This window comes from Arsenophonus sp. PmNCSU2021_1 (assembly GCF_036919435.1).
GTDB classification, from domain to species: domain Bacteria; phylum Pseudomonadota; class Gammaproteobacteria; order Enterobacterales; family Enterobacteriaceae; genus Arsenophonus; species Arsenophonus nilaparvatae.
On record NZ_JAZHPL010000009.1, the window covers coordinates 297,643 to 321,005 of the forward strand.

The 23,363-nt window shown below is 35.3% G+C and carries 34 protein-coding genes; 16 read left to right on the plus strand and 18 right to left on the minus strand.

Translation table 11 applies throughout. From position 1 onward, the window contains the following. Window positions 1-45: 45 nt before the first annotated feature. From V3224_RS21450 to V3224_RS30250, 8 genes are all read right to left on the minus strand, one after another. Window positions 46-660, minus strand: coding sequence for a hypothetical protein (locus V3224_RS21450; protein WP_334472587.1), 615 nt, complete (start codon window positions 658-660; stop codon window positions 46-48). Continuing rightward, on the minus strand, window positions 660-1,019 hold the full coding sequence (locus tag V3224_RS21455; protein ID WP_334472589.1) for a hypothetical protein: 360 nt from the start codon (window positions 1,017-1,019) through the stop codon (window positions 660-662). The genes V3224_RS21450 and V3224_RS21455 overlap by 1 nt, the downstream gene beginning before the upstream one ends. Then, a complete protein-coding gene (locus V3224_RS21460) occupies window positions 1,016-1,252 on the minus strand; it encodes a helix-turn-helix domain-containing protein (RefSeq protein ID WP_442890830.1) in 237 nt (78 codons plus the stop codon). Before V3224_RS21460 ends, V3224_RS21455 begins: the two co-directional genes overlap by 4 nt. After that, on the minus strand, window positions 1,249-1,875 hold the full coding sequence (locus V3224_RS21465) for a helix-turn-helix transcriptional regulator (RefSeq protein WP_334472590.1): 627 nt from the start codon (window positions 1,873-1,875) through the stop codon (window positions 1,249-1,251). The genes V3224_RS21460 and V3224_RS21465 overlap by 4 nt, the downstream gene beginning before the upstream one ends. A gap of 215 nt (window positions 1,876-2,090) precedes the next feature. Next, complete coding sequence (locus tag V3224_RS21470) at window positions 2,091-2,501, minus strand: replication/maintenance protein RepL (RefSeq protein ID WP_334472592.1); 411 nt, start codon at window positions 2,499-2,501, stop codon at window positions 2,091-2,093. 480 nt (window positions 2,502-2,981) lie between these two features. Next, on the minus strand, window positions 2,982-3,125 hold the full coding sequence (locus tag V3224_RS21475) for a hypothetical protein (protein ID WP_334472594.1): 144 nt from the start codon (window positions 3,123-3,125) through the stop codon (window positions 2,982-2,984). Window positions 3,126-3,200: 75 nt separating this feature from the next. Beyond that, window positions 3,201-3,605, minus strand: coding sequence for a replication/maintenance protein RepL (locus tag V3224_RS21480; protein WP_334472595.1), 405 nt, complete (start codon window positions 3,603-3,605; stop codon window positions 3,201-3,203). Between the two features lie 424 nt (window positions 3,606-4,029). Further along, a complete protein-coding gene (locus tag V3224_RS30250; protein WP_442890833.1) occupies window positions 4,030-4,155 on the minus strand; it encodes a LuxR C-terminal-related transcriptional regulator in 126 nt (41 codons plus the stop codon). A gap of 316 nt (window positions 4,156-4,471) precedes the next feature. On the opposite strand from V3224_RS30250, the gene V3224_RS21490 reads away from it, so the two are divergent. From V3224_RS21490 to V3224_RS21510, 5 genes are all read left to right on the plus strand, one after another. Next, entirely contained in the window at window positions 4,472-4,651 is a 180-nt protein-coding gene (locus tag V3224_RS21490) for a hypothetical protein (RefSeq protein ID WP_334472598.1), read from the plus strand. 338 nt (window positions 4,652-4,989) lie between these two features. Then, window positions 4,990-6,075, plus strand: coding sequence for a replication initiation protein (locus V3224_RS21495; RefSeq protein ID WP_334472601.1), 1,086 nt, complete (start codon window positions 4,990-4,992; stop codon window positions 6,073-6,075). 16 nt (window positions 6,076-6,091) lie between these two features. Further along, window positions 6,092-6,352 carry an HU family DNA-binding protein gene (locus tag V3224_RS21500; RefSeq protein WP_334472603.1) on the plus strand — a complete coding sequence of 87 codons (261 nt, stop codon included), beginning with the start codon at window positions 6,092-6,094 and terminating at the stop codon, window positions 6,350-6,352. A gap of 691 nt (window positions 6,353-7,043) precedes the next feature. Further along, entirely contained in the window at window positions 7,044-7,709 is a 666-nt protein-coding gene (locus tag V3224_RS21505) for an AAA family ATPase (protein ID WP_334472604.1), read from the plus strand. 174 nt (window positions 7,710-7,883) lie between these two features. Further along, on the plus strand, window positions 7,884-8,189 hold the full coding sequence (locus V3224_RS21510; RefSeq protein ID WP_334472605.1) for a hypothetical protein: 306 nt from the start codon (window positions 7,884-7,886) through the stop codon (window positions 8,187-8,189). A gap of 287 nt (window positions 8,190-8,476) precedes the next feature. On the opposite strand, the gene V3224_RS21515 is transcribed toward V3224_RS21510, so the two are convergent. After that, complete coding sequence (locus V3224_RS21515; protein ID WP_334472606.1) at window positions 8,477-9,190, minus strand: helix-turn-helix transcriptional regulator; 714 nt, start codon at window positions 9,188-9,190, stop codon at window positions 8,477-8,479. A gap of 630 nt (window positions 9,191-9,820) precedes the next feature. Here V3224_RS21515 and V3224_RS21520 point away from each other — a divergent pair. After that, on the plus strand, window positions 9,821-10,030 hold the full coding sequence (locus V3224_RS21520; protein WP_334472313.1) for a hypothetical protein: 210 nt from the start codon (window positions 9,821-9,823) through the stop codon (window positions 10,028-10,030). A 329-nt stretch (window positions 10,031-10,359) separates the two neighbouring features. Further along, window positions 10,360-10,668, plus strand: a complete 309-nt coding sequence (locus V3224_RS21525) for a hypothetical protein (protein WP_334472790.1) — start codon at window positions 10,360-10,362, stop codon at window positions 10,666-10,668. Between the two features lie 176 nt (window positions 10,669-10,844). Here the strand turns inward: V3224_RS21525 and V3224_RS21535 are convergent, their stop codons facing one another. Both V3224_RS21535 and V3224_RS21540 read right to left on the minus strand, forming a co-directional pair. Then, complete coding sequence (locus V3224_RS21535) at window positions 10,845-11,138, minus strand: hypothetical protein (RefSeq protein ID WP_334472608.1); 294 nt, start codon at window positions 11,136-11,138, stop codon at window positions 10,845-10,847. A gap of 329 nt (window positions 11,139-11,467) precedes the next feature. Continuing rightward, the gene (locus V3224_RS21540; protein WP_334472313.1) at window positions 11,468-11,677 is read right to left on the minus strand and encodes a hypothetical protein; all 210 of its coding nucleotides are present in this window, start codon (window positions 11,675-11,677) and stop codon (window positions 11,468-11,470) included. A 630-nt stretch (window positions 11,678-12,307) separates the two neighbouring features. Between V3224_RS21540 and V3224_RS21545 the strand changes: the two genes are divergently transcribed. Beyond that, window positions 12,308-13,021, plus strand: coding sequence for a helix-turn-helix transcriptional regulator (locus V3224_RS21545; protein WP_334472606.1), 714 nt, complete (start codon window positions 12,308-12,310; stop codon window positions 13,019-13,021). Between the two features lie 287 nt (window positions 13,022-13,308). Here the strand turns inward: V3224_RS21545 and V3224_RS21550 are convergent, their stop codons facing one another. The 5 genes from V3224_RS21550 to V3224_RS21570 form a co-directional block, all read right to left on the minus strand. After that, window positions 13,309-13,614 carry a hypothetical protein gene (locus V3224_RS21550; RefSeq protein WP_334472605.1) on the minus strand — a complete coding sequence of 102 codons (306 nt, stop codon included), beginning with the start codon at window positions 13,612-13,614 and terminating at the stop codon, window positions 13,309-13,311. Window positions 13,615-13,788: 174 nt separating this feature from the next. After that, entirely contained in the window at window positions 13,789-14,454 is a 666-nt protein-coding gene (locus V3224_RS21555) for an AAA family ATPase (RefSeq protein WP_334472604.1), read from the minus strand. Between the two features lie 691 nt (window positions 14,455-15,145). Next, window positions 15,146-15,406, minus strand: a complete 261-nt coding sequence (locus V3224_RS21560) for an HU family DNA-binding protein (protein WP_334472603.1) — start codon at window positions 15,404-15,406, stop codon at window positions 15,146-15,148. Window positions 15,407-15,422: 16 nt separating this feature from the next. After that, window positions 15,423-16,508, minus strand: coding sequence for a replication initiation protein (locus V3224_RS21565; protein ID WP_334472601.1), 1,086 nt, complete (start codon window positions 16,506-16,508; stop codon window positions 15,423-15,425). Window positions 16,509-16,846: 338 nt separating this feature from the next. Next, window positions 16,847-17,026: a hypothetical protein gene (locus V3224_RS21570; protein ID WP_334472598.1), complete on the minus strand. Its 180-nt coding sequence runs from the start codon at window positions 17,024-17,026 to the stop codon at window positions 16,847-16,849. Between the two features lie 328 nt (window positions 17,027-17,354). On the opposite strand from V3224_RS21570, the gene V3224_RS30255 reads away from it, so the two are divergent. The 8 genes from V3224_RS30255 (at window position 17,355) to V3224_RS21610 (ending at window position 21,452) form a co-directional block, all read left to right on the plus strand. Next, window positions 17,355-17,468: a LuxR C-terminal-related transcriptional regulator gene (locus V3224_RS30255; RefSeq protein WP_442890878.1), complete on the plus strand. Its 114-nt coding sequence runs from the start codon at window positions 17,355-17,357 to the stop codon at window positions 17,466-17,468. 424 nt (window positions 17,469-17,892) lie between these two features. Beyond that, window positions 17,893-18,297, plus strand: a complete 405-nt coding sequence (locus V3224_RS21580; protein WP_334472595.1) for a replication/maintenance protein RepL — start codon at window positions 17,893-17,895, stop codon at window positions 18,295-18,297. 75 nt (window positions 18,298-18,372) lie between these two features. Next, the gene (locus V3224_RS21585; protein WP_334472594.1) at window positions 18,373-18,516 is read left to right on the plus strand and encodes a hypothetical protein; all 144 of its coding nucleotides are present in this window, start codon (window positions 18,373-18,375) and stop codon (window positions 18,514-18,516) included. Window positions 18,517-18,996: 480 nt separating this feature from the next. Continuing rightward, on the plus strand, window positions 18,997-19,407 hold the full coding sequence (locus V3224_RS21590; protein WP_334472592.1) for a replication/maintenance protein RepL: 411 nt from the start codon (window positions 18,997-18,999) through the stop codon (window positions 19,405-19,407). 215 nt (window positions 19,408-19,622) lie between these two features. After that, on the plus strand, window positions 19,623-20,249 hold the full coding sequence (locus tag V3224_RS21595) for a helix-turn-helix transcriptional regulator (protein ID WP_334472590.1): 627 nt from the start codon (window positions 19,623-19,625) through the stop codon (window positions 20,247-20,249). Beyond that, window positions 20,246-20,482 (plus strand): helix-turn-helix domain-containing protein, encoded by a 237-nt coding sequence (locus V3224_RS21600; protein WP_442890830.1) that lies wholly within the window; start codon window positions 20,246-20,248, stop codon window positions 20,480-20,482. Before V3224_RS21595 ends, V3224_RS21600 begins: the two co-directional genes overlap by 4 nt. Then, the gene (locus V3224_RS21605) at window positions 20,479-20,838 is read left to right on the plus strand and encodes a hypothetical protein (RefSeq protein WP_334472589.1); all 360 of its coding nucleotides are present in this window, start codon (window positions 20,479-20,481) and stop codon (window positions 20,836-20,838) included. The genes V3224_RS21600 and V3224_RS21605 overlap by 4 nt, the downstream gene beginning before the upstream one ends. Further along, on the plus strand, window positions 20,838-21,452 hold the full coding sequence (locus V3224_RS21610) for a hypothetical protein (RefSeq protein ID WP_334472587.1): 615 nt from the start codon (window positions 20,838-20,840) through the stop codon (window positions 21,450-21,452). The genes V3224_RS21605 and V3224_RS21610 overlap by 1 nt, the downstream gene beginning before the upstream one ends. A gap of 59 nt (window positions 21,453-21,511) precedes the next feature. Here the strand turns inward: V3224_RS21610 and V3224_RS21615 are convergent, their stop codons facing one another. Continuing rightward, window positions 21,512-22,486: an IS701 family transposase gene (locus tag V3224_RS21615; protein WP_334472585.1), complete on the minus strand. Its 975-nt coding sequence runs from the start codon at window positions 22,484-22,486 to the stop codon at window positions 21,512-21,514. Window positions 22,487-22,944: 458 nt separating this feature from the next. Next, window positions 22,945-23,340, minus strand: coding sequence for a DUF4054 domain-containing protein (locus tag V3224_RS21620; protein ID WP_334472611.1), 396 nt, complete (start codon window positions 23,338-23,340; stop codon window positions 22,945-22,947). Window positions 23,341-23,363 lie beyond the last annotated feature (23 nt).

Consider the following 23,363-nt stretch of genomic DNA (forward strand, 5'->3'; position numbering starts at 1 on the left):
CGTGGAAGATAGAGTTATTGTCAATGTTTTTGATGACTGAGCCCATTAGCCCTTTTTTTCTGTGCAATTATTAACCAATTCTTCAAGTGCGACATTCGTCACGCTTTTTTCGACTTCTCTCACGTTTTCCACAGGGATAACGACAGATTCAGTGGATAACTCTGTTGATTGCGTTAATAACTGATTATCTTTTCCACAATCAAAAATTTGAATCGCTATTCCCTTGATTTCGCTTAAAGAGATGGTTTTGTATGTTTCCTCAATTTTTGAGGTTACCGCGTCACGTAATTCAGTATATTTCTCAAAAATCTCAGGCTCTTCTGACGGATTGGCTAGCAAATCATCCGCGTCTCGAATCTCGCCTTCGTCGTATTCTTCCTGAACACCAAAAATCGTTAGCAAAGCGCAGAACTGGTCTATTTCCTGTTCTTCGGTAATATCCGTCTGTTTTTCGGTATGAGCGAGATATTCATCAACACTGATTTCTTCCAATCGCGGCGATTTGTAAAAACAGCAATTTGCGCCGTCAGTTTTAAATATATGCCCAGAAGCCTTTTTTTTAACGGCAATTTTTGTCTCAGACGCAAGATAGATGAAATTTGTTGTCTTGCCCTTCTCGTGGTCAACGGTTGTGATGATGGTTGCCTTGAAGTATTTCATTATTTCGCCCCCTCTATGCGGTTATTCGCCTGTTGTTCCAATCTCCGTAAAATGCTGCCTCTGGCTTTGGGTAATGCCTGTTCTCGCTGCTCATCAAAGCAGTGACAGCAAGCACTGGAACACGCTTTCATCGTTGAGGGTTTGTAAAAAAGCAGCTTGAATTGTTTGCGGTTAATTTTTTCAACAAACTCGATACATGCCTCTTCAGGAAAAACACAGGGGCGGTTATCCAGTCTTGCACGCCAAAAGAAACTGACGAGGGCTAATGAGAGTTTGCCACAGTGACAACAGGTGAAACGCACATCAGGGCGACCCTGAAAGGTTTGCCTAAATCCGTTGAGGGTGTAGGTATATTTCATGCTGCACCTCCAACGCTTTTGCTGGATTCCAACTTAATACTGGCGATTATCGCCTGCTTTGCGTTGCATACATCCAGCTTTCTTACCACATTTTCCATGTGGAATTTCACAGTGCTTTCTTTAATCCCCAATATTACGGAAATTTCCCAATAGGTTTTGCCCGCACTCATCCAGTGAAGCACCTCGTTTTCACGCTTGGTTAATCTTCTAAACAATTTCAAATCTGAGTTCATGCAGCACCTCCGACAGGTTGACAGGAGTTAACACATGAACGTGGAAGCAAATTCACAGGAATATAGTGGTCAAAACCTTCAGATTTGCCAAATGCCCTTAGCTGACAAGCTGAATGCAAATTGGTTTTCCCGTAGATAGCCTTCAAGTGCGTTTCAACCGTTGAAGGTAAAATATTTAAACGTCTAGCAATATCCTTGCTGCTTAAGCGGTACATCGTGAAAAACAACACTTCCCACTCTTTAGCAGTGAACAGCTTGCTAGGTTTTTCTGTAGTGCCCGCATAAGGCTGCATGCCTTCCACATATTCCAAAGGAGACAAAAACAGGAACTCGTGAGCATGGAAGAAAGTGCCCAGGTAGCCATTTTCACTACAAAAAAGTGGTAGAAAATGAAATTGCCAAACGGTAGGTGATTTCTTGAAATCAGCAGGCAAATTACACATCAAAGAGAATGGCGATTTTTCGGTTTGTACTCTCTCTATCAGAGTTCCCATTTCAGGCAAATGAATCAGCAAATAGAGTAAATCTGTCATTTTGATGTTGGTAGATACCTTACCTTCGTTATCAACGAAAGCAGAAGGAACACCACTACTCAAAAAGAATTTAATCATCTCGGATTTCATGCTGCACCTCCGATACTCAGAAGGTACTCACGCTGACGGGGTGTAAGATGTTTTGATGTGCGAGCAAAGCTCAAAAGCTGCTCGATTGATATGCCGCACGCTTTCATTATGCGCCCAATATGCGTACTATTTCGCATAGTCCGACTCCTACTAGAGTTAGGTGGTTGGATCAGGTGCTTGTTGGGAGTGAAGATCCCATCAAGTACCGGCTATTTTTAAATTAAGTTATTCCAGACTCGTAATATAGTTAAACGATTTCCTACTCCTCCATAATGAATAACGCTAGGGTTTAAAAGGTAGGTTCCTGATCGCTTCTGTTTTAAGTAACCATTGTCTTTTAATGCTTTAAAAACTCTTGCAACTGTAGCAACGCCAACAGACCCTTCTTTAGCTATCTCTCTTTGAGTTCCATGTATTTCATTTTGATTATTCTTATTTTTTAAAATCCATCCCAAAACTTTCTCACTTCCGTTACCTGTACAACCAATCATTGAAGCTAATTCATTAAGGAAGACTTTGTTAAAAGAACCCCCATCCTGAGTTTTAAGGATGTCTATACTCATGCACTCACCTGTTGTCTTGTGCACTAAATGCCATTCTTCCAAATTCAATTCCTTAACATTCATGTTCAATACTCATGATAACGTTTATTCGGTTAACTCTAACATTTGTTATCACCTAAATAAATCATATGTTCCAAAAAAATGATATCAAAAATACTGTGTTATCAAATTTGATAACAAACATTCCAATATAAACATTTCTTGTTATCAAAAATGAATACAAAACATTTAACTAAAATTAACGCAATATATTAATAAATATAGAAAATAATATTATTACAGATAAAGTCTCACTCTATTCTTACTCTTACTTAGGAACTACCAGACAACTCAGCAACAACAAAATACCACTACCGCGCTAAGGCTTGGTCAACGCCTCTGTCTAGCAAACACGAGTTTCGCACAGGCCTATAAAATTCTAGAAATGGCTTAAAAGTAATGATTAATCTGCAAGTTACTGAAATGCATAAATTCACTTAATTTACAATAATTTATATTTAATTTATAAGGTTTTATCTATTTACATATTATGCTGAATTAAACTTAAAAATAGAGCGTTTTTTTATTGGTGCGAAACTCGTGGCAAAAACGAGTTTTGCCAGTCTTCGCCGTTCTCATGGAATGTGATAATTTAACAATTTGATTCTGTGCTTCACAGACAAGCACACGGAAGGTAGACTTTTTCATAGCCTTACTCCTATCTACGGTAGGTTTATGGTCAGCTGGCTGTTCGGGTTGCCTCCCGTTCAGTCAGCGCAAAAATTATTCTTGGTTAATTTTTACTTTATCTAATATACCATTTCTGCTGTAAACTGATGTCCATTCAATCGACTGAACTCTTGTCCAATCAACTTTCACAGCATATTTCTTGTTTACTCTAAATTCACCTCGGCTAATTCGTTCTATTAAGCCAGCAGAAATCAAAAAATTAATATTATTATTGAAAGTTTGTAACTTAAGATCGTTTGCCTTCAAAAAAGCAGCTTTAGTTTTCGAACCGTAAGCAACAACATTTTCATAGTTCATGTTTAATAACATGAAGTTGAAAATTTTATATTGAGTGGCATTTATCCCTTTAATACGACAGAGATCACGTATATAAACCTTAACAAATTCAGGTTCTGTTAAAATCTCTCCAGTTAGATGATCTATATACGTTGAAGCCATTAAACTCTCCATTAAATACCGATTTATAAGTATCATAGTAATAAAACAGAAATTTGTAAATACTTTTTTTAAGTATTAAGGGTAGCTTTTAATTTGCAAAATACTGCTTAACGGTAATGTAAATACCCATCACAATCATTTTAAATACCGTTTAGCGGTATTAATATTGGCTTTAAGCCTTGAAAACACTAAACCCGCTATTCTTATCTTAAATCTTTCAATAAGCAGTTTCAGACAACTCCATAGCCACAGATTAATTTCCACTTCCTCGTCGCCGCTGTTCGTTGCTAGCAAGCGAAAGTCAGAAAACAGAATCAAAAAAACAATCCAAAAAATCCTTAAAATTAAAACGTTCACCGCTCGCCAAAGCCAAGTGACCGAGCAACGCGAGCGAACGGGCGAGGAAGCGGAAGATAACCGGAAGTTACAGGGAGCTAGGTCTCTCGAAAATAACAGAGATTTCCCAATAGGTTTTACCAGCACTCACCCAGTGAAGCACCTCGTTTTCACGATTGGATAATCTTGCGAATAATTTCATCTCGGATTTCATGCTGCACCTCCGACTCTATTCAGAATTCGGGCACGCTGACGAAGGGTTAAGTTGCGTGAGGTTCGAGCGAATAACTCGATTATTTGATTTTGCGCTTCAATTACGCGCACATGGAAGGTACTATCTTTCATAGTCCGACTCCTAGGTATCTTAGGGTTTGGGTTAGCTCTGTGTAGGTGTTACAGCACTTACATAGAGCGACTATATTTAAAAATGAAAAAGATTGAATTTATATTAACGCAACAAAAAAGAAAGTCAATTTTTTGTTGCGTTTTTTGTCTAATTAATACTATTATTGCCGTTAAAGGAGAAAATTATGTCAAAAAAAATCGTCTATGATGATTATGTATCTATAAGAATTCCAAGAGAAGTGAAAGAAAGAATAGATAAAATAAGAATGATTAAAAAATCACAAGGATATGAAAAATATAGATTAATTGATGCAGTTATGGAAGCAACTAATATGTTAGAAGATTCACTATCAAAAAAAAATTAAACGACTTTTTGCTACGGCTATTATTAAGTAATAATAAAATGGCACAGTTTATTTAATGATGAAGATCCCACATTAATGAAAATAAATAGCTGATGTATAAGAATTTATTTAAATTGATGATTTTCTAAACTTCACTTTTATCCACAGAAAAACGCTACGGCCATAACGACTTTTTGCTACGGCCATAACGACTTTTTGCTACGGCCATAACGACTTTTTGCTACGGCTTATTTCATGTAATCTCATGTTTATAAAGAAATAATTAACTAACAAAGTTAAAAGAAAAGATAAATAAAAACAGCCAGGAATAATTATTTTTACATCAAAAGGATTAAGAAATGAGTGCAACTCTAGATAGAAATCCAAGTTACAACTTAGTACAAAGTAACGATTTGATTAATGCTAGCTATAAACTTAACCGTAATGAAATGCGTCTACTTGTATTAGCTTTATCTAAAGTAGACTCAAAAACAGAAAATCCAGGTAATATCACATTGTACCCAAAAGAATTTATTAAAATGTTCAGTACTAACGAACAAAAGGTTTGGGTCACTATGAGAGAAGCATTAATTAGTCTATCGAAAAAACAAATAGAGTTTTTTAGGGTAGATAAAAACAATATGAGAACAATTAATTTTTCTAACTGGATAGACGGAGGAAGTTTTTATGAAAGACAGGAAGATTGTAGTAAAATAGTTTTAAGATTTACTAAAAGTATAGAACCATACCTTTTTGAGTTAAAAGGTAATTTTACAATATGTTCTATAGAATCAATCCAAAATTTAACAAATCCAATAGCATTTAGATTATATCTAATAATGTTAAGTGAAATAAAAAAAGCTAAAAATATTGAATTAAAAAAATCTAAAAAGTTAGAAGTTCATATGCTGAAATTATCAATTTTGCAAATACGTAAGATTTTTCCAAATCTATCAAAAGAATTCAATAATATAAAAAAATTCACATTAATACCTGCTTTCGAACAAATCCAGTCACTTACGGACATTTCCTTAAATTGGCGTACTATCAAAACAGGAAGATCAATAACAGACATTGAAATTACTTATCTTCTTGAAAAAGATGATCTATTCAAAACAAAACCAATTCGTCAAAGACTAGCCAAGCGTCCACATGTTAAATCTGGTTCTCACGATGAGGGCGAGTGGATGAAGAAAAATGCTGAAATTCTCTATCAGTACGAGAAGGATTTGAAGAAATACGACCCTACATTGCGTCTAACAATGCCAGATTTACGTAGGGCTGTAGAATGCTCAAAGTATTGCAAGCAAAATTGGCACGAAGAGAAGAAGCGAGAATTGGCGATGAGAGAAGGCAAAAATACAAAAATATCCGTTGCCAAATCTGAGCAAAACAAAGATATTAGTTTCTCTGAAAAAGACCTAAAATTAATCCAAAATTTTTAATTTGAAAAGGCACACCATGAACAAAACAGAACTCATCAGAAAAATCAGGCTTAAGCAAGAAAGACACAAGAAGGCGGTTAATGCTTTCACAGAAACCGTGACAGAGGTTTTGAAATCCGGTAATGACGTACAACTCATTGGCTTTGGCAACTTTCAGGTTAAGCAAAGATCAGCCAGAGATGAACGCAATCCAAAAACGGGCGAGACACTTAAAATTGCTGCAGCAAACGTACCGAGTTTTAAAGCGGGTCAAAGACTCAAAGAGGCAGTTAAGTAATTCATGACCTACGATGCAAAGTCAATTCGCATTCTACGTGAAGACGAAATCAAACAGTTTGACTGGCATTGAGCTGAAAAATTAGCCCACGAACACATTTTACCCCTAGATTAGGTCAAACGCGGATTTGAAGCATCAAGACGACTCGGTATAGAACCAGAGTTCTTCGTCAGCAAATATATCCTGAAACAAGACCTTCCCAAAAATGACGAATTTGAGCAAGTCTTCATCGAAGTGCTAAAGGAAGACAGAAAGAAGAGTCAGAATACCCTCTAAAAGCTCCTGTAATCCATTCTAAGCGCTTTTCTCGATAAAAACGTATTCGTACAGCTAAAAAATTATCGTCGCTCACAATGCTTTTGGTGAATTTTTTGGTTTTTGGATTTCAGAAAGAAAAAAGCCAACACAAAAAGTTGGCAATTTGTCGAGGTGAAACGTTTTTAGTTTTAATCATAAAAATTGACTCATGGCAAATCAATCATAAGACTTCAATACTTTATTATCAAATATTAGTTTTAAACACTTATAATATAGGGGTATTATATGTATAATTTAATTTTTTTATAATTATATTCATAAAACCAGCCGTATTACGGGGTGTTTTATGATACCTATGATAAAATTATCATATTTAAATATATTAAATATCCATATATAATATATATATTATAAATATATAAAATGGTGATATATGCCTATAATAACAGTATGCAATGAAAAAGGCGGCACAGGCAAATCAAGCATAGCTCAGTCTTTATCTGTCTATTTAGTTCAACACAAAAAATTTGTATTACTGATTGATGCTGACCCCCAAAAATCAACATCTGACTGGGCAAGTGAAAGGCAAGAATCAAAACTAAATGCGATTCCTTTTGTTGAAATGTTTAGAAATATTTGTGAGTCATTAATTCAATTAAGCGAGCGCTTCGACTATTTAGTCGTCGATTGTGGAGGTGCTGACTCAAAAGCAATGAGATCTTCATTGGCAACGAGCGATATTGCTCTTTTGCCTTTCCGACCTAAGAGAAGAGATTTAAGAATTGCGCATGATATGGCTGAAATAGTCGAGACAGCGAAAGCATTAAACACCAAACTGAAAGTTTTATCTATTATAACTCAAGCCCCCACTCATCCAAATCAAAAATATCGAATAGAAAACGCTAAGAAACTTTTGTCGCCGCTAGGCTTAAATCCTTTAGACAGTTTCACGAGAAATTTAAACGCTTGGGATGAAGCAGAAGAATCTGGATGCTCTGTTTTGGAATATACGGAAGACAAAAAAGCGGCTAATGATGCCAAAAATCTTTTTACAGACACGAGTTTCGCACAGGCGTATAAAATACTAGAAATGGCTTAAAATCGATGATTAATCTTCAGGTTACTAAAACACATAAATTTTATTAAATTACAATAAGTTGCTTTTGATTTATAAGATTCTGTCTATTTATATATTATGCTGGATTAAACTTAAAGATAGAGCGTTTATTTATTGGTGCGAAACTCGTGACAGAGCTATTTGAGGATATTAAAAATGGCTAAAGGTGATTTCACAACAGTTGTGAAACAAAAAAATAATAACATTGATAAATTTATAAATAATGCAAAAGTAGATGGTGATGATTCGTTTGAGTCCTCAAATGAAAGACGTGGCAAATATATGATTGATAAGAATACTGGCAAGAAAGTATTACTTGGCGGTAAGGTGCTTGAAGTTCCATTGAATGCAAGTGAGTTTGAACTTTTGAAAAAAGCAGCAAAAAATTCAGGTCTTCCAGTTGCGACTTATGTAAGAAGTAATGCTCTGCTGTCTGCTAAGAAACTGTTAAATATTGATTAAAACATAGTTTTTATAATTAAAATATCCCTATATTAAAGGGTTATTATAAATATAATATTTATCCTGTTTGTATTCCCGAAAATAAAAAACGCACCAGAATTCATATAGTGCGTTTATGAAACTATGTAGAAAAAGATTGTTGAGCATTTTATGTAAAGTCGATTTTTGAATGCTGGCAGCGTGATTTAAGTTTCATCAAAAGCCAATAAGTCATAGTGTCTAATAATCAGTATACCACGTTACAAGTGCATGTTTTGCAATTAACTTAGCCTAAAACAAGGATACCTTTACCAGAAAAAATCAACCTTTTCTCTGAGTACAGACTTAGGAACATAACTATTTAATCCTGTTGATTGACAGTATTCAATTAACTGGTTAAGTCCAGATACTTTCGCTTTGCTATAAATTACCGATAACCTGTTTTCAATTGTTCGATAAGAAAGAAGCAGTTTCTTTGCAATTTGTTTTGCTGATAGCTTTTGTAACGCGTAAAAAATGATTTCTAACTCTTTTTCAGTAAAAGGTGATACAGGAGGTGTTAGTGTTATAACAGAAGGTTTTAAGTTACTGAAAAAATCATAAACAGAAATAAAGTTAAATTTTTTCGCGTAGAAAGTGGTACCTAATACCTTTCCTTCGCTATTGTAAATAGGAAATTTAGCGCAATACCAAGGCTCTAATACCTCATTCTGACCAAAATAGGAGGTTTCAATAACTTCCGCCCCCTCTTTACTTAATTCGGCTTTCCTGTCATGCGCTTTTAATTCAGGCGCTAATTCATGCCAAGCAACAGGTAATTCTTCATCTAAGCGCCCCTCAAAATCAAACCCTTTAGGGATATTACAAAAATTGATGGCAGCTTGATTCATATAGACAAATCGAGAGTTCGTATCTTTAATTCCCCAAGGAATTAACGCATGTTCCATAATCGATATCAGTGGAATTTCATTTAACGAATCTAACGTTAAATTACTTTTTTCTTGCTGCTTGGTAGTAAACATATCTACCTCTTTCTATCGGAAATCACCCTCCATAAATTTTATAAAAATAAAAATGAAGAGTAGTTAATACCTATTTTAAGTATAGTAGGTCACTGAAAAAGCAGTTAGAGTATTATATACTCTATTCTCTGCATATTCACATCTAATAGAGCATGGATGTACAATGTTTTTTTGATTTTCGTATGACCTCTAGATAGCTTAGAGCCAGTGGGATGACGAGTTTTTTCCATTCCTTTGTCAAAAAATATGTCTAGCGACATTCTGTCGAACATAAGTGCTTAATACTCTTTTTTACGCATTGGAGATAGTTTATGTTATTTTACATAACAAAAATTAGGGATATTTTGTATTTTTAAGCAAAGTAAAAAAGCAGTATAAATAATACTATTTTAATAATTAAAAGCCCCGAAAAACGGGGCTTTGAGAGTTAGTTTTGGCTGGCAAATTGGCCAGCATCAGGGAAATAAAATAATAATTGTTTTTAAATTAGCAGTATTTTTTTACTTACCAACACCAGGAAAAAACCCAAAGGGAATATGTAGCATCGGCAAAGCATATTCCCTTTTTTTCAATAAAGCAAAAAATTTCTGATATTTCTATTTTTTCATTCGAAAACAAGGGGAAATACTCATGATTCAGCCAAAAAAATACAGAACAACCTTTCGACATTTAAAGGCTGGCATGTCGGTTTTTCACAACGACGAAACGTTAAAAATCGTGAAATTGAGAAAGCACGAAATGACCGAAAAAGGGTTGATGTACCACTTTGATGTCATCGGTGGCAACGGCGTTTTGATAGGAGAAAGCGGCACCCGAATATACGCGCCAAAAAATTGCTAAATTAGCGAAAAATTCAACTCATCCCACCAAAAAATACGATTATTTTTTGAGTCGCAACCTATTGATTTTGATCGTTTTATTTTTTATCTAAATTATTGACTTTGATCAACTATTTGACATAGTGAAATTTCTGGTTACAATTTAAAAGTCGATTTTTAGCTGTTTTTTGTACGGCTTTCGCTCTTTATAAAATTTGGTTTTCTTCCAGTGTGTCTGGAAGACAGAACACAGAAGTTTGAGTGTTCTGTTTTGATGTTTTTTACTTCTGTGCTATGCGTGGATAACTCATACAAAAAGTATCAACACAAGACATTTGAGGAGGAACCATTTTGAAAAAGCAGAGCAAAACAGTAGAAATTATTTTTTTGCAGAAAAAAAGTAATGCGAAATCTAGAGACTATGAACGTTTTGGAGAGATTTTAAAGAGAAAAGACGCTGAACGTGAATTTAACCAAAAGCTCAAAAAAGCCTTTTGGCGACACGAAAATCCACGCCAGCAGTTACGGGATTTTCAACGACAGATAGTAGTTTACGCCACTCTGTTCATGAATCACCGAAAAAAACAGCAAAAACAAAAAATCATCGAACAGAAAGCGCATATTGACGTGCTCTTTAGCGTGGTCAGCAAGTTTAAGTAAAACGAGTTTTCGAGCGGGATTTCCTACTTGGGTATTCATGGCTTCTACCATTAGCAGCATACTCACTATCGCTATCCTCCAAAATTTTTTCAAAAAGAAGTTCGCCATCAAATTAATTGACGGTCATTTCACATGTGATTTCCCTGATGTGGTTGAAAAAATGACAAAGAAAGGCTTTAATTTAAAAAGAGCACGTCAATATGCGCTTTCTGTTCGATGATTTTTTGTTTTTGCTGTTTTTTTCGGTGATTCATGAACAGAGTGGCGTAAACTACTATCTGTCGTTGAAAATCCCGTAACTGCTGGCGTGGATTTTCGTGTCGCCAAAAGGCTTTTTTGAGCTTTTGGTTAAATTCACGTTCAGCGTCTTTTCTCTTTAAAATCTCTCCAAAACGTTCATAGTCTCTAGATTTCGCATTACTTTTTTTCTGCAAAAAAATAATTTCTACTGTTTTGCTCTGCTTTTTCAAAATGGTTCCTCCTCAAATGTCTTGTGTTGATACTTTTTGTATGAGTTATCCACGCATAGCACAGAAGTAAAAAACATCAAAACAGAACACTCAAACTTCTGTGTTCTGTCTTCCAGACACACTGGAAGAAAACCAAATTTTATAAAGAGCGAAAGCCGTACAAAAAACAGCTAAAAATCGACTTTTAAATTGTAACCAGAAATTTCACTATGTCAAATAGTTGATCAAAGTCAATAATTTAGATAAAAAATAAAACGATCAAAATCAATAGGTTGCGACTCAAAAAATAATCGTATTTTTTGGTGGGATGAGTTGAATTTTTCGCTAATTTAGCAATTTTTTGGCGCGTATATTCGGGTGCCGCTTTCTCCTATCAAAACGCCGTTGCCACCGATGACATCAAAGTGGTACATCAACCCTTTTTCGGTCATTTCGTGCTTTCTCAATTTCACGATTTTTAACGTTTCGTCGTTGTGAAAAACCGACATGCCAGCCTTTAAATGTCGAAAGGTTGTTCTGTATTTTTTTGGCTGAATCATGAGTATTTCCCCTTGTTTTCGAATGAAAAAATAGAAATATCAGAAATTTTTTGCTTTATTGAAAAAAAGGGAATATGCTTTGCCGATGCTACATATTCCCTTTGGGTTTTTTCCTGGTGTTGGTAAGTAAAAAAATACTGCTAATTTAAAAACAATTATTATTTTATTTCCCTGATGCTGGCCAATTTGCCAGCCAAAACTAACTCTCAAAGCCCCGTTTTTCGGGGCTTTTAATTATTAAAATAGTATTATTTATACTGCTTTTTTACTTTGCTTAAAAATACAAAATATCCCTAATTTTTGTTATGTAAAATAACATAAACTATCTCCAATGCGTAAAAAAGAGTATTAAGCACTTATGTTCGACAGAATGTCGCTAGACATATTTTTTGACAAAGGAATGGAAAAAACTCGTCATCCCACTGGCTCTAAGCTATCTAGAGGTCATACGAAAATCAAAAAAACATTGTACATCCATGCTCTATTAGATGTGAATATGCAGAGAATAGAGTATATAATACTCTAACTGCTTTTTCAGTGACCTACTATACTTAAAATAGGTATTAACTACTCTTCATTTTTATTTTTATAAAATTTATGGAGGGTGATTTCCGATAGAAAGAGGTAGATATGTTTACTACCAAGCAGCAAGAAAAAAGTAATTTAACGTTAGATTCGTTAAATGAAATTCCACTGATATCGATTATGGAACATGCGTTAATTCCTTGGGGAATTAAAGATACGAACTCTCGATTTGTCTATATGAATCAAGCTGCCATCAATTTTTGTAATATCCCTAAAGGGTTTGATTTTGAGGGGCGCTTAGATGAAGAATTACCTGTTGCTTGGCATGAATTAGCGCCTGAATTAAAAGCGCATGACAGGAAAGCCGAATTAAGTAAAGAGGGGGCGGAAGTTATTGAAACCTCCTATTTTGGTCAGAATGAGGTATTAGAGCCTTGGTATTGCGCTAAATTTCCTATTTACAATAGCGAAGGAAAGGTATTAGGTACCACTTTCTACGCGAAAAAATTTAACTTTATTTCTGTTTATGATTTTTTCAGTAACTTAAAACCTTCTGTTATAACACTAACACCTCCTGTATCACCTTTTACTGAAAAAGAGTTAGAAATCATTTTTTACGCGTTACAAAAGCTATCAGCAAAACAAATTGCAAAGAAACTGCTTCTTTCTTATCGAACAATTGAAAACAGGTTATCGGTAATTTATAGCAAAGCGAAAGTATCTGGACTTAACCAGTTAATTGAATACTGTCAATCAACAGGATTAAATAGTTATGTTCCTAAGTCTGTACTCAGAGAAAAGGTTGATTTTTTCTGGTAAAGGTATCCTTGTTTTAGGCTAAGTTAATTGCAAAACATGCACTTGTAACGTGGTATACTGATTATTAGACACTATGACTTATTGGCTTTTGATGAAACTTAAATCACGCTGCCAGCATTCAAAAATCGACTTTACATAAAATGCTCAACAATCTTTTTCTACATAGTTTCATAAACGCACTATATGAATTCTGGTGCGTTTTTTATTTTCGGGAATACAAACAGGATAAATATTATATTTATAATAACCCTTTAATATAGGGATATTTTAATTATAAAAACTATGTTTTAATCAATATTTAACAGTTTCTTAGCAGACAGCAGAGCATTACTTCTTACATAAGTCGCAACTGGAAGACCTGAATTTTTTGCTGCTTTTTTCAAAAGTTCAAACTCACTTGCATTCAATGGAACTTCAAGCACCTTACCGCCAAGTAATACTTTCTTGCCAGTATTCTTATCAATCATATATTTGCCACGTCTTTCATTTGAGGACTCAAACGAATCATCACCATCTACTTTTGCATTATTTATAAATTTATCAATGTTATTATTTTTTTGTTTCACAACTGTTGTGAAATCACCTTTAGCCATTTTTAATATCCTCAAATAGCTCTGTCACGAGTTTCGCACCAATAAATAAACGCTCTATCTTTAAGTTTAATCCAGCATAATATATAAATAGACAGAATCTTATAAATCAAAAGCAACTTATTGTAATTTAATAAAATTTATGTGTTTTAGTAACCTGAAGATTAATCATCGATTTTAAGCCATTTCTAGTATTTTATACGCCTGTGCGAAACTCGTGTCTGTAAAAAGATTTTTGGCATCATTAGCCGCTTTTTTGTCTTCCGTATATTCCAAAACAGAGCATCCAGATTCTTCTGCTTCATCCCAAGCGTTTAAATTTCTCGTGAAACTGTCTAAAGGATTTAAGCCTAGCGGCGACAAAAGTTTCTTAGCGTTTTCTATTCGATATTTTTGATTTGGATGAGTGGGGGCTTGAGTTATAATAGATAAAACTTTCAGTTTGGTGTTTAATGCTTTCGCTGTCTCGACTATTTCAGCCATATCATGCGCAATTCTTAAATCTCTTCTCTTAGGTCGGAAAGGCAAAAGAGCAATATCGCTCGTTGCCAATGAAGATCTCATTGCTTTTGAGTCAGCACCTCCACAATCGACGACTAAATAGTCGAAGCGCTCGCTTAATTGAATTAATGACTCACAAATATTTCTAAACATTTCAACAAAAGGAATCGCATTTAGTTTTGATTCTTGCCTTTCACTTGCCCAGTCAGATGTTGATTTTTGGGGGTCAGCATCAATCAGTAATACAAATTTTTTGTGTTGAACTAAATAGACAGATAAAGACTGAGCTATGCTTGATTTGCCTGTGCCGCCTTTTTCATTGCATACTGTTATTATAGGCATATATCACCATTTTATATATTTATAATATATATATTATATATGGATATTTAATATATTTAAATATGATAATTTTATCATAGGTATCATAAAACACCCCGTAATACGGCTGGTTTTATGAATATAATTATAAAAAAATTAAATTATACATATAATACCCCTATATTATAAGTGTTTAAAACTAATATTTGATAATAAAGTATTGAAGTCTTATGATTGATTTGCCATGAGTCAATTTTTATGATTAAAACTAAAAACGTTTCACCTCGACAAATTGCCAACTTTTTGTGTTGGCTTTTTTCTTTCTGAAATCCAAAAACCAAAAAATTCACCAAAAGCATTGTGAGCGACGATAATTTTTTAGCTGTACGAATACGTTTTTATCGAGAAAAGCGCTTAGAATGGATTACAGGAGCTTTTAGAGGGTATTCTGACTCTTCTTTCTGTCTTCCTTTAGCACTTCGATGAAGACTTGCTCAAATTCGTCATTTTTGGGAAGGTCTTGTTTCAGGATATATTTGCTGACGAAGAACTCTGGTTCTATACCGAGTCGTCTTGATGCTTCAAATCCGCGTTTGACCTAATCTAGGGGTAAAATGTGTTCGTGGGCTAATTTTTCAGCTCAATGCCAGTCAAACTGTTTGATTTCGTCTTCACGTAGAATGCGAATTGACTTTGCATCGTAGGTCATGAATTACTTAACTGCCTCTTTGAGTCTTTGACCCGCTTTAAAACTCGGTACGTTTGCTGCAGCAATTTTAAGTGTCTCGCCCGTTTTTGGATTGCGTTCATCTCTGGCTGATCTTTGCTTAACCTGAAAGTTGCCAAAGCCAATGAGTTGTACGTCATTACCGGATTTCAAAACCTCTGTCACGGTTTCTGTGAAAGCATTAACCGCCTTCTTGTGTCTTTCTTGCTTAAGCCTGATTTTTCTGATGAGTTCTGTTTTGTTCATGGTGTGCCTTTTCAAATTAAAAATTTTGGATTAATTTTAGGTCTTTTTCAGAGAAACTAATATCTTTGTTTTGCTCAGATTTGGCAACGGATATTTTTGTATTTTTGCCTTCTCTCATCGCCAATTCTCGCTTCTTCTCTTCGTGCCAATTTTGCTTGCAATACTTTGAGCATTCTACAGCCCTACGTAAATCTGGCATTGTTAGACGCAATGTAGGGTCGTATTTCTTCAAATCCTTCTCGTACTGATAGAGAATTTCAGCATTTTTCTTCATCCACTCGCCCTCATCGTGAGAACCAGATTTAACATGTGGACGCTTGGCTAGTCTTTGACGAATTGGTTTTGTTTTGAATAGATCATCTTTTTCAAGAAGATAAGTAATTTCAATGTCTGTTATTGATCTTCCTGTTTTGATAGTACGCCAATTTAAGGAAATGTCCGTAAGTGACTGGATTTGTTCGAAAGCAGGTATTAATGTGAATTTTTTTATATTATTGAATTCTTTTGATAGATTTGGAAAAATCTTACGTATTTGCAAAATTGATAATTTCAGCATATGAACTTCTAACTTTTTAGATTTTTTTAATTCAATATTTTTAGCTTTTTTTATTTCACTTAACATTATTAGATATAATCTAAATGCTATTGGATTTGTTAAATTTTGGATTGATTCTATAGAACATATTGTAAAATTACCTTTTAACTCAAAAAGGTATGGTTCTATACTTTTAGTAAATCTTAAAACTATTTTACTACAATCTTCCTGTCTTTCATAAAAACTTCCTCCGTCTATCCAGTTAGAAAAATTAATTGTTCTCATATTGTTTTTATCTACCCTAAAAAACTCTATTTGTTTTTTCGATAGACTAATTAATGCTTCTCTCATAGTGACCCAAACCTTTTGTTCGTTAGTACTGAACATTTTAATAAATTCTTTTGGGTACAATGTGATATTACCTGGATTTTCTGTTTTTGAGTCTACTTTAGATAAAGCTAATACAAGTAGACGCATTTCATTACGGTTAAGTTTATAGCTAGCATTAATCAAATCGTTACTTTGTACTAAGTTGTAACTTGGATTTCTATCTAGAGTTGCACTCATTTCTTAATCCTTTTGATGTAAAAATAATTATTCCTGGCTGTTTTTATTTATCTTTTCTTTTAACTTTGTTAGTTAATTATTTCTTTATAAACATGAGATTACATGAAATAAGCCGTAGCAAAAAGTCGTTATGGCCGTAGCAAAAAGTCGTTATGGCCGTAGCAAAAAGTCGTTATGGCCGTAGCGTTTTTCTGTGGATAAAAGTGAAGTTTAGAAAATCATCAATTTAAATAAATTCTTATACATCAGCTATTTATTTTCATTAATGTGGGATCTTCATCATTAAATAAACTGTGCCATTTTATTATTACTTAATAATAGCCGTAGCAAAAAGTCGTTTAATTTTTTTTTGATAGTGAATCTTCTAACATATTAGTTGCTTCCATAACTGCATCAATTAATCTATATTTTTCATATCCTTGTGATTTTTTAATCATTCTTATTTTATCTATTCTTTCTTTCACTTCTCTTGGAATTCTTATAGATACATAATCATCATAGACGATTTTTTTTGACATAATTTTCTCCTTTAACGGCAATAATAGTATTAATTAGACAAAAAACGCAACAAAAAATTGACTTTCTTTTTTGTTGCGTTAATATAAATTCAATCTTTTTCATTTTTAAATATAGTCGCTCTATGTAAGTGCTGTAACACCTACACAGAGCTAACCCAAACCCTAAGATACCTAGGAGTCGGACTATGAAAGATAGTACCTTCCATGTGCGCGTAATTGAAGCGCAAAATCAAATAATCGAGTTATTCGCTCGAACCTCACGCAACTTAACCCTTCGTCAGCGTGCCCGAATTCTGAATAGAGTCGGAGGTGCAGCATGAAATCCGAGATGAAATTATTCGCAAGATTATCCAATCGTGAAAACGAGGTGCTTCACTGGGTGAGTGCTGGTAAAACCTATTGGGAAATCTCTGTTATTTTCGAGAGACCTAGCTCCCTGTAACTTCCGGTTATCTTCCGCTTCCTCGCCCGTTCGCTCGCGTTGCTCGGTCACTTGGCTTTGGCGAGCGGTGAACGTTTTAATTTTAAGGATTTTTTGGATTGTTTTTTTGATTCTGTTTTCTGACTTTCGCTTGCTAGCAACGAACAGCGGCGACGAGGAAGTGGAAATTAATCTGTGGCTATGGAGTTGTCTGAAACTGCTTATTGAAAGATTTAAGATAAGAATAGCGGGTTTAGTGTTTTCAAGGCTTAAAGCCAATATTAATACCGCTAAACGGTATTTAAAATGATTGTGATGGGTATTTACATTACCGTTAAGCAGTATTTTGCAAATTAAAAGCTACCCTTAATACTTAAAAAAAGTATTTACAAATTTCTGTTTTATTACTATGATACTTATAAATCGGTATTTAATGGAGAGTTTAATGGCTTCAACGTATATAGATCATCTAACTGGAGAGATTTTAACAGAACCTGAATTTGTTAAGGTTTATATACGTGATCTCTGTCGTATTAAAGGGATAAATGCCACTCAATATAAAATTTTCAACTTCATGTTATTAAACATGAACTATGAAAATGTTGTTGCTTACGGTTCGAAAACTAAAGCTGCTTTTTTGAAGGCAAACGATCTTAAGTTACAAACTTTCAATAATAATATTAATTTTTTGATTTCTGCTGGCTTAATAGAACGAATTAGCCGAGGTGAATTTAGAGTAAACAAGAAATATGCTGTGAAAGTTGATTGGACAAGAGTTCAGTCGATTGAATGGACATCAGTTTACAGCAGAAATGGTATATTAGATAAAGTAAAAATTAACCAAGAATAATTTTTGCGCTGACTGAACGGGAGGCAACCCGAACAGCCAGCTGACCATAAACCTACCGTAGATAGGAGTAAGGCTATGAAAAAGTCTACCTTCCGTGTGCTTGTCTGTGAAGCACAGAATCAAATTGTTAAATTATCACATTCCATGAGAACGGCGAAGACTGGCAAAACTCGTTTTTGCCACGAGTTTCGCACCAATAAAAAAACGCTCTATTTTTAAGTTTAATTCAGCATAATATGTAAATAGATAAAACCTTATAAATTAAATATAAATTATTGTAAATTAAGTGAATTTATGCATTTCAGTAACTTGCAGATTAATCATTACTTTTAAGCCATTTCTAGAATTTTATAGGCCTGTGCGAAACTCGTGTTTGCTAGACAGAGGCGTTGACCAAGCCTTAGCGCGGTAGTGGTATTTTGTTGTTGCTGAGTTGTCTGGTAGTTCCTAAGTAAGAGTAAGAATAGAGTGAGACTTTATCTGTAATAATATTATTTTCTATATTTATTAATATATTGCGTTAATTTTAGTTAAATGTTTTGTATTCATTTTTGATAACAAGAAATGTTTATATTGGAATGTTTGTTATCAAATTTGATAACACAGTATTTTTGATATCATTTTTTTGGAACATATGATTTATTTAGGTGATAACAAATGTTAGAGTTAACCGAATAAACGTTATCATGAGTATTGAACATGAATGTTAAGGAATTGAATTTGGAAGAATGGCATTTAGTGCACAAGACAACAGGTGAGTGCATGAGTATAGACATCCTTAAAACTCAGGATGGGGGTTCTTTTAACAAAGTCTTCCTTAATGAATTAGCTTCAATGATTGGTTGTACAGGTAACGGAAGTGAGAAAGTTTTGGGATGGATTTTAAAAAATAAGAATAATCAAAATGAAATACATGGAACTCAAAGAGAGATAGCTAAAGAAGGGTCTGTTGGCGTTGCTACAGTTGCAAGAGTTTTTAAAGCATTAAAAGACAATGGTTACTTAAAACAGAAGCGATCAGGAACCTACCTTTTAAACCCTAGCGTTATTCATTATGGAGGAGTAGGAAATCGTTTAACTATATTACGAGTCTGGAATAACTTAATTTAAAAATAGCCGGTACTTGATGGGATCTTCACTCCCAACAAGCACCTGATCCAACCACCTAACTCTAGTAGGAGTCGGACTATGCGAAATAGTACGCATATTGGGCGCATAATGAAAGCGTGCGGCATATCAATCGAGCAGCTTTTGAGCTTTGCTCGCACATCAAAACATCTTACACCCCGTCAGCGTGAGTACCTTCTGAGTATCGGAGGTGCAGCATGAAATCCGAGATGATTAAATTCTTTTTGAGTAGTGGTGTTCCTTCTGCTTTCGTTGATAACGAAGGTAAGGTATCTACCAACATCAAAATGACAGATTTACTCTATTTGCTGATTCATTTGCCTGAAATGGGAACTCTGATAGAGAGAGTACAAACCGAAAAATCGCCATTCTCTTTGATGTGTAATTTGCCTGCTGATTTCAAGAAATCACCTACCGTTTGGCAATTTCATTTTCTACCACTTTTTTGTAGTGAAAATGGCTACCTGGGCACTTTCTTCCATGCTCACGAGTTCCTGTTTTTGTCTCCTTTGGAATATGTGGAAGGCATGCAGCCTTATGCGGGCACTACAGAAAAACCTAGCAAGCTGTTCACTGCTAAAGAGTGGGAAGTGTTGTTTTTCACGATGTACCGCTTAAGCAGCAAGGATATTGCTAGACGTTTAAATATTTTACCTTCAACGGTTGAAACGCACTTGAAGGCTATCTACGGGAAAACCAATTTGCATTCAGCTTGTCAGCTAAGGGCATTTGGCAAATCTGAAGGTTTTGACCACTATATTCCTGTGAATTTGCTTCCACGTTCATGTGTTAACTCCTGTCAACCTGTCGGAGGTGCTGCATGAACTCAGATTTGAAATTGTTTAGAAGATTAACCAAGCGTGAAAACGAGGTGCTTCACTGGATGAGTGCGGGCAAAACCTATTGGGAAATTTCCGTAATATTGGGGATTAAAGAAAGCACTGTGAAATTCCACATGGAAAATGTGGTAAGAAAGCTGGATGTATGCAACGCAAAGCAGGCGATAATCGCCAGTATTAAGTTGGAATCCAGCAAAAGCGTTGGAGGTGCAGCATGAAATATACCTACACCCTCAACGGATTTAGGCAAACCTTTCAGGGTCGCCCTGATGTGCGTTTCACCTGTTGTCACTGTGGCAAACTCTCATTAGCCCTCGTCAGTTTCTTTTGGCGTGCAAGACTGGATAACCGCCCCTGTGTTTTTCCTGAAGAGGCATGTATCGAGTTTGTTGAAAAAATTAACCGCAAACAATTCAAGCTGCTTTTTTACAAACCCTCAACGATGAAAGCGTGTTCCAGTGCTTGCTGTCACTGCTTTGATGAGCAGCGAGAACAGGCATTACCCAAAGCCAGAGGCAGCATTTTACGGAGATTGGAACAACAGGCGAATAACCGCATAGAGGGGGCGAAATAATGAAATACTTCAAGGCAACCATCATCACAACCGTTGACCACGAGAAGGGCAAGACAACAAATTTCATCTATCTTGCGTCTGAGACAAAAATTGCCGTTAAAAAAAAGGCTTCTGGGCATATATTTAAAACTGACGGCGCAAATTGCTGTTTTTACAAATCGCCGCGATTGGAAGAAATCAGTGTTGATGAATATCTCGCTCATACCGAAAAACAGACGGATATTACCGAAGAACAGGAAATAGACCAGTTCTGCGCTTTGCTAACGATTTTTGGTGTTCAGGAAGAATACGACGAAGGCGAGATTCGAGACGCGGATGATTTGCTAGCCAATCCGTCAGAAGAGCCTGAGATTTTTGAGAAATATACTGAATTACGTGACGCGGTAACCTCAAAAATTGAGGAAACATACAAAACCATCTCTTTAAGCGAAATCAAGGGAATAGCGATTCAAATTTTTGATTGTGGAAAAGATAATCAGTTATTAACGCAATCAACAGAGTTATCCACTGAATCTGTCGTTATCCCTGTGGAAAACGTGAGAGAAGTCGAAAAAAGCGTGACGAATGTCGCACTTGAAGAATTGGTTAATAATTGCACAGAAAAAAAGGGCTAATGGGCTCAGTCATCAAAAACATTGACAATAACTCTATCTTCCACGAGTTTCGCACAAAACTAATTTGGGTACGCTAATAAAACACGGATTTGCTCAGTAATAGCACTTTTGATTACGTCCCAATTTTGTTGATAAAAGGTTATTTTTTCAGATATACGACGTTTATGTTGTTCAAACCACGCAGAAATAGCGAGAAAAATATGATTTCTTTGCGCTCGGCTCGTGCGAGCCTGACAGCGTTCAATACCACAGTTTTGTTTAACTTCTCGATGATAAACTTCAACAGACCAACGGGCATCCATGATAGATTTGAGGTATTGACGGGTGGGATTCTCTTTGTTTGTTACTATGTAATCAATACGGCCGTTTTTGGCTGTAAATTTGAAAACGGTTACCCAACCATATCCTCGCAAGTGTATTGACGTTCCTTCTTCTGAGATGTTTAACTTGTTCAGTTGTTTGTTATGGTTAACAATCCTATTTTTCCTCAGCGTGGTTACCCAGATCCAACCATGAGAGCGAATTGATTTCAGGTTATCCAGGCTAGAATACCAAGCATCCATCACTACCGCTTTTGGCATGATCCCTCTTTTTTTAGCAAGAGTGAGCATTTCGGAAAAGTGCGTGTTTTTTGTTTTTCCATCAGAATCTTTATCATAAATAAGATAATTGATAGGAATTGATTCAACCTTCGTCAGATCATGCCAAAGCAAATTAACTAAACCTATGCCAGCAATAACCTCATGTTCATTACCTGAATATTGATAATGGACCATCTCTATTTTTTTACTACGTGTTTTGGCAATCAATGTATCATCGGCAATTAGTACGCAAGGGCTTTTTTTGTCTATAGAAGGTTCAACTAATCGCCATAGGTCTTTAGGTCTAAAACATCTACTTTTTAGCCATCGGCTAACAGTGTCATGAGATAAAGGCGATGGGCTTACTTCTGATAACGCTAAACCAGAGTATCTTAAACTGCTTACTTGTAAGAATGTTTTATAGATATCTTTAATACATGGATAACCCGACAAAATATGAACACCCTGATTTTTTCTTGTTTTTAAATTTATACTTCTTTTTTGGAGATTGCGAAACTCGTGATAGTATTTTTTCTCAAGTGTACTTTGCTTGTATTTAGGCCACGCCCCAAAACCTTGTGTATCAAACGCCTCTTTTGACCAAGTGACCGCCTCTTCGCCGATATAAGCCATAAACTCTTTTGCGCTAATTTCACCTGAAATGAATAAGCGGTATTTTTCTTTTACCGCTTTTTCAATAATTTCTTTTTGGTGATCACGAATGGGTACGCGCAAAAATGAGCGTGGCTGGATTTTCTCCGTGCCAAATTCGTGGATTGTAGCTACTTCCACCACACTGATATCTGAGTCTTTGTAAGGTCGGGTATTTTCCAATACGCCCACTTCCACCTTCAGTTTGTTAAGTTCCTCAAACTGTTTTTTGGCTTTTTCCAGCAATTTTGATTTCAACATTACCAGTTCATCCCGATTGCCAAGGCGTAATTGTTAATTCGACTTTCCAACGCCAAATATTGCTCACCAAAGGCGGAGGTTTTAAACCAGTCTTTCTCGGTTCCTGAAAAATTCGCACTGACACTGACATCGCCTACACTTTGACTACCAAACAGCGCATTCGGATCAGCTGAATGAGAATCCTTGGTTGGGCTGTTTTCATGAAGGCCTGCCAAAAAAAGCAGATGGGCAGTGAGGTACATCAAACCTTGCTCATACATCACGCCCCACACTTTTTTGTCCATCCGATTTTCTGCATCGGTTAAATAGAGCAGCAATTTGCTGTCATCGGCAGTAAAGGTTTGCTCACCAAAACGGTCACGGAATTTCTTTTTCCAGTCTTCAATTTCTTGCATGATGCCCCCCAAAAAAAAGCGGA

What these genes read in the sequence shown, in the direction of transcription:
- V3224_RS21570 (WP_334472598.1), bottom strand. Translation starts at nt 17,026, where the DNA reads ATGTCAAAAAAAATCGTCTATGATGATTATGTATCTATAAGAATTCCA.
- V3224_RS21560 (WP_334472603.1), bottom strand. Translation starts at nt 15,406, where the DNA reads ATGAACAAAACAGAACTCATCAGAAAAATCAGGCTTAAGCAAGAAAGA.
- V3224_RS21460 (WP_442890830.1), bottom strand. Translation starts at nt 1,252, where the DNA reads ATGAACTCAGATTTGAAATTGTTTAGAAGATTAACCAAGCGTGAAAAC.
- V3224_RS30255 (WP_442890878.1), top strand. Translation starts at nt 17,355, where the DNA reads ATGAAATTATTCGCAAGATTATCCAATCGTGAAAACGAGGTGCTTCAC.
- V3224_RS21455 (WP_334472589.1), bottom strand. Translation starts at nt 1,019, where the DNA reads ATGAAATATACCTACACCCTCAACGGATTTAGGCAAACCTTTCAGGGT.
- V3224_RS21515 (WP_334472606.1), bottom strand. Translation starts at nt 9,190, where the DNA reads ATGTTTACTACCAAGCAGCAAGAAAAAAGTAATTTAACGTTAGATTCG.
- V3224_RS21580 (WP_334472595.1), top strand. Translation starts at nt 17,893, where the DNA reads ATGGCTTCAACGTATATAGATCATCTAACTGGAGAGATTTTAACAGAA.
- V3224_RS21490 (WP_334472598.1), top strand. Translation starts at nt 4,472, where the DNA reads ATGTCAAAAAAAATCGTCTATGATGATTATGTATCTATAAGAATTCCA.
- V3224_RS21610 (WP_334472587.1), top strand. Translation starts at nt 20,838, where the DNA reads ATGAAATACTTCAAGGCAACCATCATCACAACCGTTGACCACGAGAAG.
- V3224_RS21595 (WP_334472590.1), top strand. Translation starts at nt 19,623, where the DNA reads ATGAAATCCGAGATGATTAAATTCTTTTTGAGTAGTGGTGTTCCTTCT.
- V3224_RS21545 (WP_334472606.1), top strand. Translation starts at nt 12,308, where the DNA reads ATGTTTACTACCAAGCAGCAAGAAAAAAGTAATTTAACGTTAGATTCG.
- V3224_RS21495 (WP_334472601.1), top strand. Translation starts at nt 4,990, where the DNA reads ATGAGTGCAACTCTAGATAGAAATCCAAGTTACAACTTAGTACAAAGT.
- V3224_RS21465 (WP_334472590.1), bottom strand. Translation starts at nt 1,875, where the DNA reads ATGAAATCCGAGATGATTAAATTCTTTTTGAGTAGTGGTGTTCCTTCT.
- V3224_RS30250 (WP_442890833.1), bottom strand. Translation starts at nt 4,155, where the DNA reads ATGAAATCCGAGATGAAATTATTCGCAAGATTATCCAATCGTGAAAAC.
- V3224_RS21520 (WP_334472313.1), top strand. Translation starts at nt 9,821, where the DNA reads ATGATTCAGCCAAAAAAATACAGAACAACCTTTCGACATTTAAAGGCT.
- V3224_RS21605 (WP_334472589.1), top strand. Translation starts at nt 20,479, where the DNA reads ATGAAATATACCTACACCCTCAACGGATTTAGGCAAACCTTTCAGGGT.
- V3224_RS21450 (WP_334472587.1), bottom strand. Translation starts at nt 660, where the DNA reads ATGAAATACTTCAAGGCAACCATCATCACAACCGTTGACCACGAGAAG.
- V3224_RS21590 (WP_334472592.1), top strand. Translation starts at nt 18,997, where the DNA reads ATGAATGTTAAGGAATTGAATTTGGAAGAATGGCATTTAGTGCACAAG.
- V3224_RS21480 (WP_334472595.1), bottom strand. Translation starts at nt 3,605, where the DNA reads ATGGCTTCAACGTATATAGATCATCTAACTGGAGAGATTTTAACAGAA.
- V3224_RS21505 (WP_334472604.1), top strand. Translation starts at nt 7,044, where the DNA reads ATGCCTATAATAACAGTATGCAATGAAAAAGGCGGCACAGGCAAATCA.
- V3224_RS21540 (WP_334472313.1), bottom strand. Translation starts at nt 11,677, where the DNA reads ATGATTCAGCCAAAAAAATACAGAACAACCTTTCGACATTTAAAGGCT.
- V3224_RS21550 (WP_334472605.1), bottom strand. Translation starts at nt 13,614, where the DNA reads ATGGCTAAAGGTGATTTCACAACAGTTGTGAAACAAAAAAATAATAAC.
- V3224_RS21475 (WP_334472594.1), bottom strand. Translation starts at nt 3,125, where the DNA reads ATGAAAAAGTCTACCTTCCGTGTGCTTGTCTGTGAAGCACAGAATCAA.
- V3224_RS21600 (WP_442890830.1), top strand. Translation starts at nt 20,246, where the DNA reads ATGAACTCAGATTTGAAATTGTTTAGAAGATTAACCAAGCGTGAAAAC.
- V3224_RS21565 (WP_334472601.1), bottom strand. Translation starts at nt 16,508, where the DNA reads ATGAGTGCAACTCTAGATAGAAATCCAAGTTACAACTTAGTACAAAGT.
- V3224_RS21510 (WP_334472605.1), top strand. Translation starts at nt 7,884, where the DNA reads ATGGCTAAAGGTGATTTCACAACAGTTGTGAAACAAAAAAATAATAAC.
- V3224_RS21470 (WP_334472592.1), bottom strand. Translation starts at nt 2,501, where the DNA reads ATGAATGTTAAGGAATTGAATTTGGAAGAATGGCATTTAGTGCACAAG.
- V3224_RS21585 (WP_334472594.1), top strand. Translation starts at nt 18,373, where the DNA reads ATGAAAAAGTCTACCTTCCGTGTGCTTGTCTGTGAAGCACAGAATCAA.
- V3224_RS21555 (WP_334472604.1), bottom strand. Translation starts at nt 14,454, where the DNA reads ATGCCTATAATAACAGTATGCAATGAAAAAGGCGGCACAGGCAAATCA.
- V3224_RS21620 (WP_334472611.1), bottom strand. Translation starts at nt 23,340, where the DNA reads ATGCAAGAAATTGAAGACTGGAAAAAGAAATTCCGTGACCGTTTTGGT.
- V3224_RS21500 (WP_334472603.1), top strand. Translation starts at nt 6,092, where the DNA reads ATGAACAAAACAGAACTCATCAGAAAAATCAGGCTTAAGCAAGAAAGA.